This window comes from Acinetobacter sp. ACZLY 512, from assembly GCF_023614015.1.
In the GTDB taxonomy this organism is placed as follows: Bacteria; Pseudomonadota; Gammaproteobacteria; order Pseudomonadales; family Moraxellaceae; genus Acinetobacter; species Acinetobacter soli.
In genome coordinates this window covers 470252-491420 of the sequence record NZ_JAKIVI010000001.1, presented here as the reverse complement: position 1 = coordinate 491420, position 21169 = coordinate 470252, and the positions used below count along the sequence as shown (strand labels likewise).

At 43.0% G+C, this 21169-nt stretch carries 18 protein-coding genes and 1 tRNA gene; 8 read left to right on the top strand and 11 right to left on the bottom strand.

Annotation, left to right across the window (positions count from 1 at the left end; genetic code table 11):
* Positions 1-125: 125 nt before the first annotated feature.
* Positions 126-503, bottom strand: a complete 378-nt coding sequence (locus L2096_RS02280) for a diacylglycerol kinase (protein ID WP_004939730.1) — start codon at positions 501-503, stop codon at positions 126-128.
* Between the two features lie 261 nt (positions 504-764).
* On the opposite strand from L2096_RS02280, the gene L2096_RS02275 reads away from it, so the two are divergent.
* The 3 genes from L2096_RS02275 (at position 765) to L2096_RS02265 (ending at position 5919) form a co-directional block, all read left to right on the top strand.
* Positions 765-3863, top strand: coding sequence for an efflux RND transporter permease subunit (locus L2096_RS02275; RefSeq protein ID WP_250364798.1), 3099 nt, complete (start codon positions 765-767; stop codon positions 3861-3863).
* 100 nt (positions 3864-3963) lie between these two features.
* On the top strand, positions 3964-5310 hold the full coding sequence (gene mgtE / locus L2096_RS02270; protein ID WP_004948890.1) for a magnesium transporter: 1347 nt from the start codon (positions 3964-3966) through the stop codon (positions 5308-5310).
* Between the two features lie 33 nt (positions 5311-5343).
* Positions 5344-5919, top strand: a complete 576-nt coding sequence (locus tag L2096_RS02265) for a DUF4112 domain-containing protein (RefSeq protein WP_004948887.1) — start codon at positions 5344-5346, stop codon at positions 5917-5919.
* Between the two features lie 43 nt (positions 5920-5962).
* Here the strand turns inward: L2096_RS02265 and htpX are convergent, their stop codons facing one another.
* Both htpX and L2096_RS02255 read right to left on the bottom strand, forming a co-directional pair.
* Complete coding sequence (htpX, locus tag L2096_RS02260) at positions 5963-6868, bottom strand: protease HtpX (protein WP_004939720.1); 906 nt, start codon at positions 6866-6868, stop codon at positions 5963-5965.
* Positions 6869-7018: 150 nt separating this feature from the next.
* Positions 7019-7867, bottom strand: coding sequence for a lytic transglycosylase domain-containing protein (locus L2096_RS02255; protein WP_076031961.1), 849 nt, complete (start codon positions 7865-7867; stop codon positions 7019-7021).
* 512 nt (positions 7868-8379) lie between these two features.
* On the opposite strand from L2096_RS02255, the gene ttcA reads away from it, so the two are divergent.
* Together ttcA and L2096_RS02245 are read left to right on the top strand one after the other, a co-directional pair.
* Complete coding sequence (gene ttcA, locus L2096_RS02250) at positions 8380-9285, top strand: tRNA 2-thiocytidine(32) synthetase TtcA (protein WP_025096236.1); 906 nt, start codon at positions 8380-8382, stop codon at positions 9283-9285.
* A 207-nt stretch (positions 9286-9492) separates the two neighbouring features.
* Complete coding sequence (locus tag L2096_RS02245) at positions 9493-9876, top strand: SCP2 sterol-binding domain-containing protein (protein WP_004939712.1); 384 nt, start codon at positions 9493-9495, stop codon at positions 9874-9876.
* A 75-nt stretch (positions 9877-9951) separates the two neighbouring features.
* Here L2096_RS02245 and L2096_RS02240 read toward each other — a convergent pair whose 3' ends face one another.
* Positions 9952-11064, bottom strand: a complete 1113-nt coding sequence (locus L2096_RS02240; RefSeq protein ID WP_004948882.1) for an MltF family protein — start codon at positions 11062-11064, stop codon at positions 9952-9954.
* Positions 11065-11613: 549 nt separating this feature from the next.
* Positions 11614-12090, bottom strand: coding sequence for a transcription elongation factor GreB (greB, locus tag L2096_RS02235; protein WP_004939704.1), 477 nt, complete (start codon positions 12088-12090; stop codon positions 11614-11616).
* A 307-nt stretch (positions 12091-12397) separates the two neighbouring features.
* On the opposite strand from greB, the gene L2096_RS02230 reads away from it, so the two are divergent.
* A tRNA-Ser gene (locus tag L2096_RS02230) sits at positions 12398-12487 on the top strand.
* A gap of 309 nt (positions 12488-12796) precedes the next feature.
* Positions 12797-13441, top strand: a complete 645-nt coding sequence (locus L2096_RS02225) for a TetR/AcrR family transcriptional regulator (RefSeq protein ID WP_250364797.1) — start codon at positions 12797-12799, stop codon at positions 13439-13441.
* 23 nt (positions 13442-13464) lie between these two features.
* Here L2096_RS02225 and tcuB read toward each other — a convergent pair whose 3' ends face one another.
* The 6 genes from tcuB to L2096_RS02195 all read right to left on the bottom strand — a co-directional run bounded on the left by tcuB (position 13465) and on the right by L2096_RS02195 (position 20566).
* On the bottom strand, positions 13465-14613 hold the full coding sequence (gene tcuB / locus L2096_RS02220; RefSeq protein ID WP_250364796.1) for a tricarballylate utilization 4Fe-4S protein TcuB: 1149 nt from the start codon (positions 14611-14613) through the stop codon (positions 13465-13467).
* Positions 14603-16009 carry an FAD-dependent tricarballylate dehydrogenase TcuA gene (gene tcuA, locus L2096_RS02215; RefSeq protein ID WP_250364795.1) on the bottom strand — a complete coding sequence of 469 codons (1407 nt, stop codon included), beginning with the start codon at positions 16007-16009 and terminating at the stop codon, positions 14603-14605. Before tcuA ends, tcuB begins: the two co-directional genes overlap by 11 nt.
* A gap of 103 nt (positions 16010-16112) precedes the next feature.
* Positions 16113-17042: a LysR family transcriptional regulator gene (locus L2096_RS02210; RefSeq protein ID WP_025096242.1), complete on the bottom strand. Its 930-nt coding sequence runs from the start codon at positions 17040-17042 to the stop codon at positions 16113-16115.
* 131 nt (positions 17043-17173) lie between these two features.
* Positions 17174-17968: a substrate-binding domain-containing protein gene (locus L2096_RS02205; RefSeq protein ID WP_250364794.1), complete on the bottom strand. Its 795-nt coding sequence runs from the start codon at positions 17966-17968 to the stop codon at positions 17174-17176.
* Positions 17969-18057: 89 nt separating this feature from the next.
* Positions 18058-19368 carry an MFS transporter gene (locus L2096_RS02200; RefSeq protein WP_004925205.1) on the bottom strand — a complete coding sequence of 437 codons (1311 nt, stop codon included), beginning with the start codon at positions 19366-19368 and terminating at the stop codon, positions 18058-18060.
* Between the two features lie 268 nt (positions 19369-19636).
* Positions 19637-20566 (bottom strand): LysR family transcriptional regulator, encoded by a 930-nt coding sequence (locus L2096_RS02195; RefSeq protein ID WP_039910099.1) that lies wholly within the window; start codon positions 20564-20566, stop codon positions 19637-19639.
* A 217-nt stretch (positions 20567-20783) separates the two neighbouring features.
* On the opposite strand from L2096_RS02195, the gene L2096_RS02190 reads away from it, so the two are divergent.
* Positions 20784-21167 carry a VOC family protein gene (locus tag L2096_RS02190; protein WP_250364793.1) on the top strand — a complete coding sequence of 128 codons (384 nt, stop codon included), beginning with the start codon at positions 20784-20786 and terminating at the stop codon, positions 21165-21167.
* Positions 21168-21169: the final 2 nt, after the last annotated feature.

The following is a 21169-nucleotide window of genomic DNA, read 5'->3' as shown; positions in this document are numbered from 1 at the left end:
TTAAAAAATCAATTTTTAGCCGTGGATTAATTTAATTTTAAGTTTCAATGCTTATTCTTAACTCAGAAACAAAGGCTGTAGTTTCTGGTTTTCACCATGTTTATTCCTGGATAAGCATGGTTTTTTTATGTCCAAAATAAAATAATCGCCCATGTCGCGGCAATCATGATGAGCGCAACACACTGTGCAGCACTACCCATGTCCTTGGCATTTTTGGATAGTTCATGGCGCTCTAAAGAAATCCGGTCAACCACTGCTTCAATGGCCGAATTAAAGAGTTCGACAATGATGGCCAGTAGTCCCACAATCAGTAAAATTGCATGTTCGAGCGCACTTAAGTGTAAACTGAAATTGATGATTCCCAGCACAATATTCAGCAAGATAATTTGTCGAAATGCCGCTTCTAGTCGAAATGCAGATTTAAAGCCTGCGACCGAGTAGCCTGTTGCATTGAAAATACGTTTTAAGCCTTGTTTACCTTTAAATGGGGAATAGGGAGTCATAACGTTTTAAGCAATTAAATTTGCTCTAAAGTTAAGGGAATTGACTTAAGAAACAATTAAGACAACCAAATTTTCAAATATCCAAAGTAGCCTTATAGTTACCAAATCTTCATGATTTATCCAAAGTTATAAATTACTACACGATTCTGTAAATTCTGCTTGTATTTCATGAGTTGCTCATTGATGATCAGCGTATCAGCTAGTACCTAAAAATCTGAATGATCTTTGCGGTCATTCACTCAATTTTGAGCGCACGCCATCATGCTATCCAGATTTTTTATTGATAGACCTATTTTTGCTGTAGTTTTGGCAATTATTGTGATGGCGGTGGGCGTATTTTCCCTTCTCAATCTACCTGTCGAGCGTTATCCGGATATCGCGCCGCCTCGAATTGTCGTTTCGACCAGTTATAGCGGTGCAGATGCACAGGCTGTTGAAGACAGTGTGACTCAAGTGCTCGAGCAGCAAATCAAGGGTATTGATCACCTGCTGTATTTTAGTTCGAGCAGTGATGCCAATGGTAACAGCCAAATTAGTTTGTACTTTCAGCAAGGAACCAATCCAGATCAGGCCCAAGTCCAAGTTCAAAATGCCATCAATGGAGCTCTAAACCGACTTCCAGACGATGTGCAGCGTCAAGGCGTGATTGTTCGAAAGTCCTTAAGTGATTCTTTTTTGGTGATGGGATTAGGTGATCGCTCAGGTAAATCAAGCAATATTGATATTGCAGATTATCTGACCAACAATTTCGAGCTGAACTTAAGCCGCATTGAAGGCGTGGGCGAAATTAATGTGTTCGGCTCTCAGTACGCCATGCGCATCTGGCTCGATCCGATTAAATTACAGCATTATCAATTGACCGTTGGTGAAGTACGTTCTGCACTGGAAAATCAGAATACTCAGGTGGCGGCAGGCGCGATTGGTGATTTACCTGCACCCGACGACCAATACCTAAATGCCAAGGTCACATCTGGCTCGCTGTTAAAAACGCCAGAACAGTTTGAAAATATCATTGTTAAAGCCAACAATAATGGCAGTTTTGTCTATTTAAAAGACATTGCACGTGTCGAGATTGGTGCGCAAAACTATCAGGTGTTTAACCGCCTCAATGGCTATCCAGCAGCGGGCTTGTCGGTATCACTTGCAGTGGGTGCTAATCTAGTGAAGACCGCCGATGCGGTGTATCAGGAAATTGCACGCCTCGAAAAAAATCTGCCAGACGGTTACTTTATTGTGTATCCACGAGATGACACACCATTTGTAAAAGAATCCATCAAACAAGTGGTGAGCACGTTACTTGAGGCGATTGTGCTGGTGGTGCTGGTGATGTTTCTATTTTTACAAAACTGGCGCGCCACGCTCATTCCAACCATTACAGTGCCCGTTGTGATCTTGGGGACCTTTGCCGTACTGGCAGTACTGGGCATGAGCATTAATACCTTAACGCTATTTGCCATGGTCTTGGCGATTGGTTTGTTGGTCGACGATGCGATTGTGGTGGTCGAAAACGTGGAACGCTTAATGCATGAGCAACAGGTCGATGCACGTGAGGCCAGTATCCTGTCTATGCAGGAAATCAGTGGTGCACTGGTAGGCATTACCTTGGTACTGACCGCCGTCTTTATTCCAATGTCGTTTTTTAGTGGTGCAACGGGCATTATTTACCGGCAGTTTTCGATTACGCTGGTCGCAGCGATGGCGCTGTCATTGATGGTGGCACTGATTTTAACTCCAGCACTGTGTGCAGTCTTATTAAAGCCCCATAAACGTGAGTTTAAATGGGCACATTGGTTCAATCATAAGCTGGATCAACTTAGATACCAGTATTTGCGTTTAACCGAGCGTAGTATTCAAACCAAAGCCATCACGCTAGTAATTTTTGTGGCGCTGATCGCGACCTTTGTATGGGTATATCGGAATTTGCCAACCAGCTTTCTACCGCAAGAAGATCAGGGAGCATTGAGCGTTCAGTTTACTTTGCCTCAGGGGACACCGCTGAGTAAAACCGAAGCGATTGGCAAGCAGATTTCAGACTATTTTATGCAACATGAAAAAGCCAATCTGAACGGTATTATGGTAATTCAAGGACGAAACAATTCGGGAACAGGACAAAACTTGGGGCAGGCCTATGTGTCTTTAAAACACTGGGATGAGCGAAAGGGCAGTGAAAACAGCGCGCAGAAAATTCGTGAGCGTGCAATGCAGTATTTTAGTCAGGATAATCAAGCACGTATCTTTGTACTCATGCCATCTGTGATTCGCGGATTGGGTAATTCAGACAAGATTTCATTTTGGCTGCAAGATTTAAAAGGACTTGGCCGTGAGCATCTATTGGATGCCTTTAAGCAACTTCAAGACCAAGAAGATGCCACACAGGATTTACGCAACATTGATAAACGCAGTAATGACGATCAAGCCGTACTGAATATCAAAATTGACCATAAAGTGGCTATGGCACTCGGGCTAGATGTGGCACAGATTAATCAGACCATTTCCACAGCGTGGAGCGGCAGTTACATCAATGATTTTATTGATCGCGGTCGAATCAAGCGTGTGTATTTACAAGGTGACATGCAATATCGTTCGAAACCCGAGGATTTAAGCTACTGGTATGTTAAAAATGCGCAAGGACAAATGACACCGTTTTCACAATTTAGTCAGGTTGAGTGGACCGGTGCTCCTCCATTGCTGGAACGCTTTATGGGGTATCCATCACTTGAAATGGAAGCCGATGCAGGCAACGGCGCAAGCACCGGACAAGCCATGCAGAGTTTGACTCAACTGGTCGATAAAATGCCAGAAGTGGGATTGGCGTGGAGTGGCATTGCTTATCAAGAGCGCGAGTCGAGTAACCAAGCGGTGTGGTTGTATGTCATTTCTGTTGTATTTATCTTTTTGTGTCTTGCCGCACTTTATGAAAGCTGGTCGATTCCGAGTATCGTCATGGCTGCTATTCCGCTTGGGATAGGCGGCACCATTTTATTTAGTTCTTGGTTTAATTTTGCCAATGATATTTACTTTCAAATCGCATTACTCACGACCATTGGGTTATCGTGTAAAAATGCGATCTTGATGGTGGAGTACGCCTCTAACTTGCAAAATCAAGGGCATCGTATTCTTGATGCCGCGCTGAAATCTGCTGGACTACGCTTAAGACCGATTTTGATGACCTCGCTGGCATTTGGTGCAGGTGTGATTCCGTTGATGTTTTCTTCTGGCGCGGGTGCGCTAAGCCGTCAGGCGATCGGGTATAGTGTGTTTGGAGGTGTGGTGTTTGGGACCATTTTGGTGCTGATCTTTATTCCGTTTATGTATGTATTGGTTCGTTCAATGGGACGCACAAAATCTAATGCATCTTAAGCGGTTAGCATTTTAAATTTGATATTTGCTTTAACAGAACAATCTGGGTGGGGTTGAAACCACCTGCTATAAAAATAAACATAGTACTTGGAGAGAAACAATGAAAACGGCTCCAAATATCTTAGCCTTGGCCGATGCCTTGGCACATATGGATATTGGTGCGGCTCAAATGCTACTGCATGAGCTGCAATCGATTGATGTGGCCGAGGCACTTGAGCAACTACCAGTTGAGTCATCCAGTTTGATTTTGATGCAGTTGCCCAAGCGCGCCAAAGTTTATGCTGCGATGCATGCTGCTTATCAGGCGCGTTTGGCACAACTTTTATCTCGTGCCGATCTGGCGACCATTGTTACAGAAATGCCGGCGGACAAACGCACCGATGTGTTTAAGGCTTTGGCACCCTCTGAGCAGGTGGCCTTGTTGCCTGCACTGGCACAAGCCAAGCGTGAAGATCTGCGCCGGCTGGCAGAGTATCAAGAAGGTACGGCAGGGGCGATTATGACCTCGGAATATGCCACCTTACGCGCCGAAATGAGTATAGCTGAAGCGATTGATTTTTTACGTCAAGAAGCCCCAGATGCCGAAACGATTTATGAGTCGTACATCATTGATGAGCAGCAACAGTTATTAGGTGAGATTTCATTACATCAGTTGATACTGGCACCTGTAGATGCCAATGTCGGTGCTTTAATGGCTACAGATATTGTCTATGCTTATGTCGATGATGATCAGGACGATGTGGCCAAGAAAATTGCCAGATACGATTTACTGGCGTTACCAATCATCGATCGGCAGCATCGGCTGGTTGGAATAGTGACCTATGATGATGCCATGGATGTCGCCAGTGAAGAGGCCAATGAGGATTTCTTGAAAAGTGCAGGGGTGGAGGCATCTGCGCCTACACTTAATTTGAAACAAACGCCGCTGTTTCAGCTTTATAAAAAACGTGTTTTTTGGCTGGTCATTCTGGTTTTTGGCAGTTTGCTATCAGGATTGGGAATTGCACATTTCGAATCAATTATTGAATCGAATATTGTACTGGTGTTTTTTTTGCCTTTACTGGTGGGAAGTGGCGGAAATGCAGGTTCTCAGTCGGCTACGCTCATGGTGCGTGCATTGGCGACAGGTGATGTGGTCTTAAAAGACTGGCTGCTGCTTTTGGGGCGTGAATGTCTGGTGGCTCTGGCACTTGGTGTTACGATGGCGATGGCCGTTGCAGTGCTGGGCTATATTCGTGGCGATGCCATGGTGGCTTTGGTATTGATCTTAAGTATGATTGGGATTGTGCTGATTGGCAGTGTAATTGGTATGAGTTTACCGTTTATTTTAAATCGTTTGAATCTTGATCCGGCCAGTGCCTCTGCGCCTTTGGTCACTTCGATTTGTGATGCAACAGGGGTCGTGATTTATTTATGTATTGCGGCGCAATTGCTGCCTCAAATTTAAATACTTAATTTCGTTTTAAGAAGTGAAATCACCATGTCCAATCCAAAAAAAATATCCCAACAAGAGGTCATTCGCTTAGAGCGAGATTTGGCAAAGTTTGCCAATATCATGGACAGTGTAGTGCGTATTCCCTTTACCAAGCAGGGGGTGGGCGCCGATGCTGCGCTGAGTACCATTCCGGTTGCAGGCGATGTCGCTGGCTTTGCACTCACGCTGTATGCCATTCATAAAGCTCGGCAGATTGGGGTGCCACAACACAAACTTACGCCAGTACTCAAACTGGCCGCCATGGATGCCATACTCGGGTTTATTCCAGTGGCCGGAACGGTGTTTGATATATTTATCCGACCAAGCCGCAAAGCGCTAGAAGTCGTGCATCAGCACATTCGTGACGAGTATGCGATTAATAGTGACGATCATGTGGTTCATCCTTATTTACATGAGCAATTAGAACGCAAACAGCAGCATTCTGCATTCTGGCGTAATCCAGTGGTGAGCTGGATTTGGTTGCATATTCCAGATTTGATCGGGTTGGTATTTCTGGTGCTGCTACTGGTGGCAATGTGGTTCGGTTTAAGTTATGTATGGCAGTGGTACCAAGGAATATAAAGTGAAAAAAGCCTCCAACTGGAGGCTTTTTTAATGGCTACACTTACGGACAGTTTAACTGATGAAGTGCTGCGACACGCTGTTCGATACTCGGGTGAGTTTGGAACAATGCTGCAAGGCTAAATCCTTGTTCCTTACCTTCCGTAATTGCAAACGCTTTCATTTCTTTTGGCATCTGATCTGGCAATTCAGATTCCGCCTGTAGGCGAAGCAATGCCGAAATCATGGCTTGTTTGCCAGCAAGTCGTGCACCTGCTTCGTCGGCACGATACTCGCGCTGACGGGAGAACCACATTACAATCGCTGAGGCCAAAATACCGAATACAATATCGAGTACGATGGTAATAACGAAGAAACCGATGCCCGGTGCTTCACCATCTTGACGACCAAATACATTACGATCGATAAAATCACCGACCACACGCGCGAAGAACATGACAAAGGCGTTGACCACCCCTTGAATCAAGGCCAGTGTCACCATATCGCCGTTTGCAACGTGACCGATCTCGTGCGCCAGTACCGCACGTAGCTCGTCTTTGTTCATGCGTTCGAGCAATCCTGAAGAAACGGCAACCAATGCGTCATTTTTGTTCCAGCCGGTTGCAAATGCATTCGATTGATACGACGGAAAAATACCAACTTCAGGCATCTTAATGCCCGCACGTTGAGAGAGATCTGCAACAGTTTGCAATAACCATGCTTCAGCCTGATTACGAGGCGCATTCGGATCGATCAGTTCTGTACCGGTGGTTTTTTTAGCCATCCATTTCGACATAAAAAGGGAGACTAAAGAGCCCACCATACCAAACACAAAACAGATGACCAAAAGGTTGCCTAGATTTAAGCCACCCGCGCCATGGTAACTACCGACACCGAAGAGTGACAAGATAATGCCAGCCACAACCAGTACCGCGAGGTTGGTTAGCAAAAACAAACCAATCCGCATCATTGAGAAAATCCTCTTATAAATAAAACCTATTATGATTCATTCATCATAAATCATTGCTCTCAATATGAGGGGAATCCCAAGAAAATTCAAGACCAATTACATGATTTAAGCTTTTTTTAAGTTAAATCCTGTAAGGGGTGGGCGACATGCTTAATTTGAAATCTGAATTCGGGCTGAAGCCGTTGCATTACGGGTCACATAAGTGTTTGGTGCATCGGTAAAACTGCCATTTTCAAGAGCAATAATCTGGCGTTGCTGCGTATATTTCGGGGCAGTGTTTGCATCGGAATGTGTATAGTTTGCCGATTGCGCAATAATTTGTGATGATAACGGATTATCCGTGCTTGAGCTTTGTGAGGAAACATACAGATTTTGGTAACGGCTGGTCACACGCTTTACATAATCTTGGGTTTCACGAAACGGTGGAATGCCGCCATACTTATCGACATTGCCTTCTCCTGCATTGTAGGCTGCCAAAACCAGCTGCATATTGCCATTAAAGCGTTTCATGAGCCAGCTTAAATACTGTGCACCACCAAAAATATTCTGCTCGGGATCAAATACATTTGACACATTAAAACGTTTTGCTGTAGCTGGCATGAGTTGCATCAGTCCTTGCGCACCTACGGGCGAACGGGCACGAATATTAAAACCCGATTCGGTATGCATGACCGCTTTGATTAGGCCTTCTGACACTCCGTGGCGCTGCGCTGCCTGACGGATAATATGATCGAAAGCATTGACGTTTTTACTGTAGCTCGGTAAAACCGATGCTTCTGAGGCACCCCAGTTGCGGTAGGTATGAATATTACTGTCTGGGTAATAAGTAACTTTGACTTTGGTTAAGGCAGGGTCTGAACTTTTACGGTTGGTAAGCAAGGTTGCGCCGGATTTATCTTTATAGATAAACATCTGTCCCGCGATGGCGGTATTTATGCAGCCATAACTCAGTAAGAAAGAGCAAATAAATGGTAAACAAGAATCCATGCGTTTTTTCATTTTATGTTATTCGCTTTAGGTGATTCGCTAAAAGTAGTGACATCTTGTAAGCCAGTGTAGCAAAAAAAACGTAAACACGAGATATACAGCTAAAATTTTTCACAACTGTTTGACAGAAAAAATCAAGCTTTATTGTTTGGATGTTAATCAAAAAAAAATTAAATTTTTTTTTGAAATAGTTGGGTTGACTTTAATAAGCATTTGATTTTAAAAAAATAAAATAATTGATTAAAAAATGATCAATTTAAACAAAACCCTTATTTTTTCGTCTAATCACTTTGTCAAGCCTCCAGAAATCCACAATTTTATCCACAGGTTTTGTGGAAAACTGTGGAAAAGTCCAAAATATAAGCGTTCTGTGCAAAAAATGCTCAAAGAACTACTTTTTTCAGGACAATAAAAAAGCATGATACAAAATCATGACAATTTAAAGAATTCAAAATCTATAGATGCGATTCACGCGCGAATCATATAAAATTGCCCAGTATTTTTTTTATGGGTCACGTGTGTCTATGTACTCGCCAGTTGAGTCCGAAGCAGGATTTAATTTTAAGCCAGAGCTTCCTACAAGCTCCGCCTATTATCGCTTACTGAAAAAGCTCCGTCGACAAGTGGGTCACGCGATTCGTGATTTCAAAATGATCGAAGACGGCGATAAAGTGATGGTCTGTGTTTCTGGCGGTAAGGACAGCTATACCTTGCTGGATATCTTGCTGCAATTTAAGCGCATTGCACCCATCAACTTTGATATTGTCGCGGTCAATCTCGATCAGAAACAGCCGGGCTTTCCAGAAGACGTGTTGCCACGCTATATGGAAGAGAACAATATTCCGTATTACATTCTTGAAAAAGACACCTACACCATTACCAAACGCCTTACGCCGGAAGGTAAAACCTACTGCGCGGTGTGTTCACGTTTGCGCCGTGGTTCGCTGTATGGCTTTGCGCAAGAAATTGGGGCGACCAAAGTGGCTTTAGGCCATCATCGCGATGATATTATCGCGACCTTTTTCTTGAACTTATTCCATGGTGGAAGTCTAAAGGCGATGCCACCGAAGCTGCTTTCATCGGACAAGAAGAATATTTTGATTCGTCCGCTGGCTTACGTGGAAGAAAAAGACATCATCAAATATGCTGAAATGCGTAAGTTTCCGATTATTCCGTGTAACTTGTGTGGTTCGCAAGAAAACCTACAACGTGCCATGCTCAACGAGATGCTACGTGAGTGGGACAAACAGTATCCAAAACGCTTGCACAGTATTTTTGGCGCATTACAAAATGTCTCGCCATCGCAATTGGCAGATCGTGAGCTGTTTGATTTTGAAGCCTTGGACTCACAGCGTGAACTCGACTTTAAAGAACCTGAAGAATTAAAAAAACGACTGGATGTGGTCAATCTCAGCTTTGCTGCTGACTAACAAGTCAAGCGCTAACCTCTTAAAAAGTTAGCGCTTTTTTTTGATTAAAAATTGTGATTCTTCTAAAAATTAAGGGACTCATACAAAAAAGGTTAACGGACTTTTTAGAGATCATGCTATAACAAGGCAAAAGCTGTAACGCTTCAACCATGATGCTGTCTGGAAAAACAGCACACATAATTGAATAAATTGACTTGAGGAATAATCATGCCTGCATTTTTAACTGATGATTGGTTTACAACTGTTGAAAAACTAAGTGCAGACGCAGGTGATCTAAATTTACCACCAGCACTTGCAAATTTAGCCATTAATCTTGTTGTTGCAAATGCAGACAACACCACCGAAGTATCCTTGGAAAACGGAAAAATTCATAAAGGTCTTTCTCCGAATGCCAAAACCACTTTAAATATGGATGCTGAGACGCTTCGTAAGGTGTTTTTAGAGTTCGATATGGCGGCTGCAATGCAAGCCTTCATGACAGGCAAAATCAAAGTGCAGGGCGATATGTCTCAGTTGATGGCTTTACAAACTGCAAAGCCTAGCCAAGAGCAAAAAGATCTCTTCAAACGCGTACTTGAGCATACTGCTTAATTTACGCCAGCCTTGTATAAAGAAAGCTTACGCAGATGCAGTAAGCTTTTTTTATATCTGTATGATCAATTCGGCTTAAACATCGACCCAGCGTGGTGAAGTCTTGATGTGCTCTAAATAGGCACGAATCCGCGTAACATATTGCAAGGCTTGTCTGTAGCGGCCATTGCTGGCCTGATTACGATTTAGGTAATTGTACAGGTTAAGCCACTGATTTGGGTTTTTGCCCTGTGCCTGAATGCGCTTTTGAATTTGAGCGACTGCACCTGGCCCCATGTTGTACGCTACCAGAGCGTACCAGTTACGATCTGGATACGGAATCATTTCATACTGCTTGAGCATTTGATCATAATACTTTGCGCCGCCCTGAATGCTTTGGGTGGGGTCGTTGCGATTACTGACGCCCATCGCCTGCGCTGTATTATTGGTCAGCATCATCAAACCGCGAACACCAGTGGGAGAGACTGAGTTGGGCTTTAAATAAGACTCTTGATAGCCTATGGCTGCCAATAAATGCCAATCCAGATTGTATTGCTCGGCGCTACGTTTAAAGCTTGCCTTATATACCGGAAGTCGGTTACTCAAATCGCGCTGAATAATTTCCCACGATTCAGGCTGCACCACATTGCGGTTATAAAATGACGCCAATTGCTGCATGGTGCCATTTTGCTTACTTTGACACACATAACTGCTCGCAGTCTGTGTCAGTGGATCATCGGCATATTTAAACACCCAGTTGAGCGATGCATTGAGTCCATTTTGCGTCAGTGTACTGTCTGCACCACAGCTGGCCGAAAAAGAAATCAGTTGCTTGGTTTCAATGCTGTGTAAATCTGCGGTGGTCATGGCCAGATTGGCCCGGCCTTCGTTGATCCATTTTAACGCAGTCGCATCATCTTTGACGGTTTTAAACTTGAGCTTAACGTTAAGGCTCTGTGCATAATTTCTTGCCAGATCGTAACCAAAGCCATGAATAAACTCACCGTCTTTGAACACTGTAGTAGGCGATTCGACCGCAACCACAGTGAGGGTATTACTATTAACCACCGTATTATACTGGTGGGCTTTGCTGGCACTAATACTGTGAAACGGAAACACCATTGTACTTAATGCAAGCGCTTTCAAGGGGAGAGAAGAAAATAAAGTGTCTAGGCCAAGCCTCGACCCAGAAGTTGAACTACTGTGCATGTTGTCTCCGCTACAGATAATTTACGCCCTAAAAAATTTTGGCAAAACGAATACACAAAACTTTTTTCAAGTTGGTAAATCCAAAGAGGATGGGCATTCATGACGTCATTCGTGATGACATGGGATTAACAATAACTATGTAGAAAAACTACAAAGTTTAAAAAACAACCAAATAAAAAGTAGGGCGAATAATAATTGCCTAAAAACCTCTTGTCAAATTTTTAGGTCAAAAAATAGTCTCTACGATATGTAAGCCTATGATTTACTAAGGGAAGAAAATTTATACACTGAAGTTGTGGTGCAAAAGAGGAAGCTCTGCAACAGTATGTAACCAAATTGTAAATTGGTAACTGTTATGAATATTATAATTTTACTTAATTTGGTGGTTATTTTAGCGCTTGTAAGGCCTGTAAACAAAGACACGAAAGCAAAAATATCCTGTTTATTTTATGTGCAAAATTCATGTTTTTCGACTTACATTTGCAATATTCAGATACGCATTCGCTGTAGGGTATCTGCTCTAATGATCAATCATTTGTACCGTATCGATTAGCCTGATTGATAGCGAATCGAATTGATGTACCATATCTTCCGACCCAATGGGGTTTGTACAGTCACCTCATCATTGATGGATTTACCCAAGCATGCTTTGGCCATGGGAGACTGCAACGAGATATAATCTTTACGGCCATAAATTTCTTCATCCCCCACAATCCGAAATTCAATGGTTTCACCTTCGTCATTTTCAAGCGCTACCCAAGCACCAAAATACGCTTTGCCGTCTTGCTCAGGGCTGTACTCTACTTTATGTGCCACTTCAAAAAGTTTGGTTAAATATCGGATTCTGCGATCAATCTCGCGTAATTTTTTCTTGTTGTAAATATAATCGGCGTTCTCTGACCGATCGCCTAAACTGGCTGCCCAAGACACAATTTTGGTAATTTCAGGACGTTCTTTACGCACCAAATCGTTAAGCTCATTTTGTAAGCGTTGATAACCCTCTGAGGTGAGTAATTTGCGGTTCAAGAGATTGCTCCAAATGCATATCAGACTGCTGTGTAAAGCTACTACACTCTGCGCTCTAGATGCAGTACTTTTTTCACATGGGTATGCATTTATAATTTCATCTGAGCAAAAAATTAATGAAGGTATTAAAAAAAGCTGTTTTTTTGTGTTTTATGTGCGAAAAGTGCCCGATTTTGCTCGTAAATGATTCTACTAAATACTCAACATGAGAAAAAATGCCCATATTGTGCTTATTTTGAACATTTAACTGATTTTTATTAAAAATAATTTGCCAAGTGATGTTTTTATTTATATGATAGCCGCCATTGGAAGCGTGGCAGAGCGGTTTAATGCACCGGTCTTGAAAACCGACGAGGGTGTGAGTCCTCCGTGAGTTCGAATCTCACCGCTTCCGCCAAATACAAAAAAAGCCCTGAAAAAATCAGGGCTTTTTTATTTTAAGCGTTGATGCTGATGCAGCATAGTCTTTCTAAAATGTAAATCTGGAGTTTCATCACACATTTTAGATTGCCGTTATGAATTTTGAAATTTCGTTTTGACTGAATCAAAAAAACAAAATATCTTCATCGTGAATCAATCATCAAATGAAGACCAAAAAAAAGCGTCAACATAAGTTTAATTAAGCCAAATTGGCTTTTCTCCATACTTTTTATACAATTGATTTATAAAATAATAATGAAAATTCTCATTTAACGATAAATCCGCTATGGCCAACAAGATCGCGTCGAAATCATTAAAGACATTAGAGCGGCGTCACCTCATTATCGATAAAACACTGGCATTGATTGCGCAAAAAGGAATAGATGGCGTTTCAATTGCGGAAATTGCCAAAGCCACCAGTTTGGGTCATGGTCAAATCTATCGCTGTTTCCAAGATAAAAATGAAATTTTAAAGCAGGTGATTCAGCAGGTGACGCAAAAACGTCTGATTCTATTTCATTTGGGCAATCATGACATTCATAAAAAAGCTAAAGAAATCAGTACAATTTATCAGAGCGATTTAACTAATGATGAAGTGAGACTGATTTATGAATTAATGAAATTAAACCAGCAACATCCACTCTTTGTGTATGCACAAGAAGCAGATAACAGCTTGACAGAATTTGGTCTACAAATGCTGCGCTTTAAATATCCGCAGGCCACTGAAGCACAGATTGTGGCCTTATCGGAAATGGTGGCAATATTTACAGAAGGAAGTTTACTTCGCCGTTTACACGGCTTTTCCATTCGTGCCGACATTGAGCGACTCGAACAGATGTTTGTGGTATGTTTAAACGCACTGGATGAAATGCTTGATGTGCCTCAGCACTCATCAACTGCTACAACAGGTCATGAATCAAATTTCAGATAATATCCCACCTGATTCTTTTGAGCTTAAGCTGATGTGTCCTGTTGGGTGGTATGCTGGCGTGTTTCAATGGCAAATTTGAGTAAAGATGCGCTGCGGTAAAAACCATGTGCGAACTTTCCAAAAGGCATGGTAATAAAGAAGGTCATGACTGTTGCTAAGTGGAAAATCAGTAAAAGCGCCATGTATGGAAAACTACGAAATGCCATGAGAGCTAAGCCTGAAGCACTGACTAAAATTAAAAGGAAAATAAAGCCTCGATCTACAGGTTTTTGCTCGCGGTCACCATGTAGTGGATGGCGTTTAAGATTTAAATAGAGCAGGCCAGATGGCCCAACCACTAAGCCGATTCCACCCAGCGTACCCAAAATAACAGGCAAGCTTAGGTAAGGATAAGGTGCATGGAGGTTAAGGAAATAGTGATATAAAGTCGCTACACCTGTGGCTGCAAAGCAAAGTATAAAGCCATAAAACGTCACGTGATGGAACACACGGCGAATGTGTGTGTAACGGTCATCTTGCTCATTACAGCCTTTGCCATGTCCACCATCTAAATATTTAAGCGTGAACACATTTTGAGAGGCTTGAACCAGATCGGGTTTCTCAACTTTGCCGTGAATGACTTTAGATGTTTGTCGCCAAAATTTACCAATTCCAATACCGAGCAAAACAATGGCAACGCTAAAGGTTGCCCCAAACAATAGAGCCAAAAAGTTATGCGGGAAAATCGCATAGAAATTACCTTGATAGCCTGTAAACAGGTCGGTACCTTTGTACCGCACCATAGCGAGCATGCATAAAAAGAAAATAAGTGTTAATACCGAAACAAAAGGAATTCCCACAGATTTATAAAGTCGCCCTAAAGGCTGCGGGGTCGCAAACTCTTGGTAAGTTTCTAAACGTACTTGCGCCATCGCTTTAGGAATGTTTACCCCAAACTCGTGTGGCGGAGCATATTGGCAAGCGTGTAAACACGCACCACAGTTATGGCACAGGTTTGCGAGATAATGAATATCGGCTTGATTAAACTCAAGGCGCTTGGTCATGGCGGCAAACACGGCACAAAACGACTCACAGTAACGACAAGCATTACAAATCTGTAGCGCTCTTTGAACTTCCTGCTCATGCTCAGAGAGCTGAACAACTGGGATTAGGGCTTGAGTACTAGCATTCATGTTCAACTCCTTGTGATAGTGCATAGCTGGCTGCATTTTTTCCGGCAATGCGTCCGAAGGTCGTGCCGATCGACATGCCAACGCCTGCGGTATAACCCTGACCAAGTACGTTACCTGCCATCATTTCACCTGCCACAAATAAGTTGCGGCTGGCTTTATTGTTAAAACGCACAGCAGCATCGTCTTCGACTTTTAAGCCTAAATAAGTAAAGGTAATGCCGGGTTTAAGCGCATAGGCATAGAAGGGCGGGCGATCGAGCGGAACGGCCCAATGGGTCTTGTTGGGAACGATATTTTGAGTGGTACAATCGTCTAAAACCGTATGGTTAAAGGTGCCTTGTACGCAGGCTTGATTAAATTCGTCTACGGTATTACATAAGGTTTTTGCATCTAGCCCGATTTTTTCGGCCAGCTCTTGAATACTACTTGCTTTTACCCCCGCAAAAACAGGTGGCATAAAGCGACCAATGGCTTTTGAATCAATAATGGAATAGGCGATTTGCTGTGGCTGTTTGGCCACAAGGCGACCCCAAATCGCATAACGTTTTGGCCAGAAGTCTTCGCCTTCATCGTAAAAACGTTTGGCTTTGTTATTAACCACAATTCCCAGTGAAACGCAGTCAATACGAGTGCAGATGCCACCGTCATATAACGGTGCGCGTGCATCTACAGCCACACAGTGCGATTGCGATGGATCACCAATCATATCGGCGCCTTGATCGATCATAAATTTGAGTAAGTTGCCTTGATTAAAGCGGGTTCCACGGATAATGAAATTATCGGCAGGCCATTCACCGTTTTCATTTTGTCCCCATGCTGCCCTCAACCATTCTAAATTTGACTCAAATCCCCCGGCGGCCAATACACAGCTTTTTGCTTGAAACACACGGCCATCTTCTGCAATTGCAGCTTCAAAATGTCCTTGATTTAACTTGAGATCTTTAATTTTGGTGTTGTATAAAATCTCAATATCAAGTGCTTGCGCACTTCGGTAGTAGGCGTTGATGAGGGCTTTACCACCACCCATAAAAAAGGCATTGGTACGCGCAACATGTAAAGCACCTGATAGCGGCGGCTGAAAATTGACACCATGTTTACGCATCCAGTCGCGACATGTTGCCGTGCTACGAATGACCAGGCGGGCCAAGTGTTCATTGGTTTTGCCAGCAGTGACTTTAAGTAGGTCTTGCCAATATTCTTCTTCGGGATAGGCATCGACCAGTACATCTTGAGGAGCATCATGCATGCAACGGAGGTTACGAGTGTGCTGTGAATTACCACCACGCCATTCTTTAGGCGCTGCCTCTAAAACTATCACAGAAGCACCACTCTCTTTTGCTGTGAGCGCGGCACACAGTGCGGCATTTCCACCCCCAATGACAATCACATCATGCATAGATTTCTTCCTTTTTTAGCTCAGGCAAATGTAGCTTTAAAAGGCAATATGCAGTGAGAGGCTCAGCTTGAATGGGTGTTTAGTAAAAATAAATACAAATGGCTTAAGTGTTTATAAGCTTCGCACCGGGCCAGCGCTTTTCTTGAATCAAGTTGGTTACACATGCACGAATCACCACTTTAGTGGCTAAAGTGGCAGGCGAGAGTTCTTCTTCAGATAAACTAATTAAATAGTTAATACGCTCAATGGCAGGTTCAACGACGCGTAGCAAACATAAATCTTGGCGTGAGTTTAATGCGGCACCCGCAGGTTGAATAGTCGCCATTTCGAGTTGGCTGATACTTTCCATCAGCAAATGCAGTCCATCAATCTCATAGGCCACTTTAAGTTGATGAATTTTGTGTTCGAGCAACAAGCGCAGGCCATGTCGTTGGCTCGGTAAAATCAGGGGAAGTGCTTTAAGCTGTGTATGCGTAATGGTTTGCGTGTCGATACAACTTTCAAGGTGATACTGACTCAGCACTTCTTTAGGCGAGATTAAAAACATTTGCTCTTTGACCAAAGGCTGAATAGCCCATTGTGGATCGACATCGTCACGAAAGATGATAGCCACATCGAGCTGCCTTGCATTAACTAAAGCTTTTAAGTCACCCGATAATCCTTCTATTAAACGGACTTTAATGTCGGGGTAACGGTTTCTCATGAGTTTTAAAAAATGTGTGCCAATCACAGCCGCTACACTTGGTGAAAAACCGACGGTCACATGACCACTTAAGCGTGAAGAATGCGCAGAATCTACGGCATGCTCTAGGTGTCTAAGCGCCAGTTGTACTTGTTGAAAAAATGCTAAACCCGCAGGGGTGGGGACTGTACCTAAAGTAGTACGTTGTAAAAGGCGAATAGAAAGCTCGCTTTCTAATTTTGAGATTTGCTGACTTAATGCAGAAGTGCCAATATCGAGATTTTTTGCAGCTTTACCCAAACTTCCAGACTCGATCACGGCAATAAAATACTTTAATTGTTTGAGTTCCACGGCAAATACTACATTGTCCTTTGTTCATTATTCTACACGGGTTTATCGCTTTGCATTTTGTTCTATCAGGCTGCGTAAACCGCCGAAAGAATAAAGGCAACATCCTCTCAAAATGCTGCCTTTTAGAGCTTTTATTGTTTAACCTGCTCAAGACCCTGTTCTTCAATCGTTTGTGTCGCTTGAGGCGATTTCACAAATTGAATCAGCTCTTTTGCTGCTTTTGCATGTTCAGAGTGTTTACCAATGCCAGCAGCAAATACCGTGACTTTTTGGTAAGGCGCAGGAATCGGGCCGACCAAATCAACTTGACCATATTGGCCAGTAAACGGTTTGATTTCACTAATTTGCTGGAAGCCAATATCAAACTGTCCTTCAGCAATACGTTTTGCAACGCGGTCGCCGACGACTTTTTCTGCTTTACTCGAAATTACTTTGTACTCGACAGGCGGGAAGCTTGGGAAAACATCTTTTTCAAGATGCGTACCGCTCGCACTTGCTGAATAGCCAATGTGCTTAGCGTTGAGTAAAACTTGTTCAAATTTTGCCGCAGAGCTAATGTCTGGCTTTGGTGCACCTTTGGGAACAGCCATGCCAATACTTGAATTGACCAGAGCACGTTGTGAATCTGGATCGACATACCCTTTTTCTGCAAGCTTACTGAGTTCTGGAGCAGCCAGCATTACCACATCAAAACGCTCACCACGATCGAGACGGTTTGGAATTGCAGTGGGCGATGCACCCATAGATGAACCAGAAGACAGATGAACTGTGTGACCAGTTTGTTTTTCAAATAATGGAATGAGTTTTTCCATAGATGAATAAAAACCGCCAGAGCTGATCACTTCGAGCGTGTCTGCATGGGTGAATGTAGAGCCTAAACCTGCACCAGCTAAGCACATACTTAATACAATCGGAGATTTTTTCATAGTAACTCACTTGAAGGACACAAGAACACAGCACGGTTGCAATATGCACGCCGTGCTGTTCATTAAAATTTTCAAATGATGCTGATGTGTTAGACACTCAGTTTTGCCGGTTCAACAACTGCGTCAGGATTGTTCTTTTTAGCACCACGGCATAAATACAGGCTTGAGATCAGGCTACACACGGCAGCAAACATGAGCCAAAAAGCCGGAGTGCTTGGGTTGCCAGTGTGCTCAACCAAGAAGGTGCAGGCCATCGGCGTCATGCCACCAAAAATCGCAGCGGCAAGACTAAATGCCAAAGAAAAGCCAACGGTACGTACGCGTTTTGGCATTACTTCTGCCAGCGTGGCAACCATGGTGCCGTTATACAGACCAAAGAAGAAAGAGAAGTACGCAAGTGCAATGATCAGGTTGGTAAAACTAATGTCACTGACCAACCAGCTTAAAACCGGATAACTGGTAAAAATTGCAAGTGTCGTAATGCCGACCAGCACAGGACGACGTCCAATTTTGTCGGAAAGCAAGCCACCCATAGGTAACCAGAAGAAATTGGATAACCCTACAAATACAGTCGCTAAAAGGCTATCTGTGATCGACATTTCTAAAGTACGTTTTGCATAGACAGTGGTGTAAACCGTAATGAAATAGAACGTGGTCGTGGTCATGGCACTCATCATCATACCAGCCAGTACAATGCGCCAGTTACTTGCAAGCGTGCTAAAAATTTCTTTGGTCGTTGGATGGGTTTTTTGTGCTTTAAAGTCTTCTGTTTCTTCCAGCGTACGACGAAACACAAAAATAAGCGGAATGATCAAACATCCAATTAAAAATGGAATACGCCAGCCCCAGTCACTGACCTGAGCATGACTCAATACCGAATTCAGCCAATAACCTAATAACGCTGCAAATACTACAGCAATTTGCTGGCTACCCGATTGCCAACTGGTAATAAAACCACGGTTTTTGTCTGTGGCAATTTCGGCCAGATAAATCGATACACCACCGGATTCAACACCGGCAGAAAAGCCTTGCAATAATCGTCCGATCACCACCAAGATGGGTGCAATAATGCCGATCGCATCGTAACTTGGAACAAAGGTAATTAAGATAGTACCCAGTGCCATTAAACTTAAAGTGATAATCAGACCTTTACGACGCCCCACGCGGTCGACATAGGCGCCTAGAAAAATCGCCCCCAACGGTCGCATTAAAAAACCTGCCGCGAATACGGTAAAGGTCATCATAAGTGAGACGTATTCATTTTCTGAATGAAAAAACTTGGCTGCAATATAGGTTGCATAAAATCCAAAAAGAAAAAAATCATATTGTTCTAAGAAATTGCCACTGGTGACATTTAGAATTTTTTTAAACGTAGCACTACGTTTAGCAACCTGTTCCATTAAGACCTCCTTGGTCTGAAAAATGGAAACCATCACGTGTCTCTTTTTTTATGACCGCATGGTCCGTCTTAAGGTGTCGTATTGATCGTGACACAACGTCATGCAGATATTTTGGTAAGAGAGGGTGATACCGTGTTTCCAGTTCAAACGACTTATCAAAGTTTGATAAAGAACAATTCATTTACCATGTGGCAGAAATGTACGAGGAAAAACAGAAAAGGAGTGAGAGTCTAAAAGTAATTGGGTATTTAAAAAAATTAATGACCCTTCATAAAATGAGTTCGGAACACGGCCAGATTTGTGCGCGAATTAATTCTTTTACACAGGCTTTAATGGCTGATTTGGCTGCCAGTGCTGCTGGCGAAAGCTCTTCTTCTGCCAGACTGACCAGATAATTAATTCGCTCGATTTCAGGATCAATCACTTTTAAGAGCTGGATCTGGTGCTTGTATTTCTGTAAACAAGCACTTCCTGGCCGGACACTGGCCAGATCTAGATGAATCAGGCTATCCATGAGCAGGTGTAGGCCATCAATCTCATACACCACATTGAGTTGACCAATTTTGTGTTCGAGTAGTTTACGTAAACTGTGGCGCTGTCGGGGGAGGACCAGTGGAATATCCCCAATTTGCTGTGACTGAATAATGCCCGTTTGCAAACAATCCGACAAACCATGTTTGATCAGCACTTCTTTTCGTGCCATCAGATACATTTGTTCTTTAACCAAAGGCTGAATGGCCCATTGCTTATCAATTTCATGAGTAAAAATAATGGCAATATCAAGCTGGCGCGAATTAATTGACTGAATCAGATTGCCTGACAGCGTTTCGACAATTTCTAGGCGAATATCCGGGTAGCGTTCAGACATTAATTTCATTAAAGGGATGCCAATCAATGCACTGATGGTTGGCGGAAAACCCAAACTCACATGACCAGACAGACGTGCTGAATGCGCTGCATCAATCGCAAAATTAATCTGACGCAAAATTAATTGAGAGTGTTTTAAAAAAGCAAGACCCGCGGGGGTTGGGGTCACACCAAATGCATTACGTTGTAATAAACGAATGCTGAGCTCTTGTTCTAGCTTAGTAATTTGCTGACTAATGGCAGAAGCACCGACATCTAACTTTTGAGCGGCTTTACCAATACTGCCTGCCTCAACCACGGTTGAAAAATATTTGATTTGTTTGATTTCCATACGCAGCGTTTCGCTCATGATCCATGCAAATACTGGACTAATACTGCCATTTTGGCAGCCAGTTATACCGCATCATAGCAGGATTAAAAAACGCAACAAGCCACAGATTCTTCATTTGACCTATTCACAACTGCGCCGTGGTACGCTTATGATCAAAAATATATTTCATGACTTTTCACGTATCAGGTTTTAAGAGTATTCAGGAGATCGTTGCAATATGCACATTTCACATTTAGATCATTTGGTTCTAACCGTGCAAGATATCGAAGCCACATGTGAGTTTTATGCACGCGTGTTGGGTTTTGAAGTTATTGTATTTGGAGACAATCGTAAAGCGCTTAAGTTTGGTCAGCAAAAGATCAATTTACATCAGGCTGGAAAAGAGTTTGAGCCTAAAGCTGAGCATCCGACCAAAGGCTCAGCCGATTTATGTTTTATTGCTCAAACGTCGCTTGAACAGGTGATTGCGCACTTAAATGCCGAGCAAATTGCAATTTGCGAAGGGCCTGTGAATCGTACCGGAGCTGTAGGCAGTATTCGTTCGGTCTACATACGCGATCCAGATCTAAATCTGATTGAAATTTCAAACTATACCGATTGAGA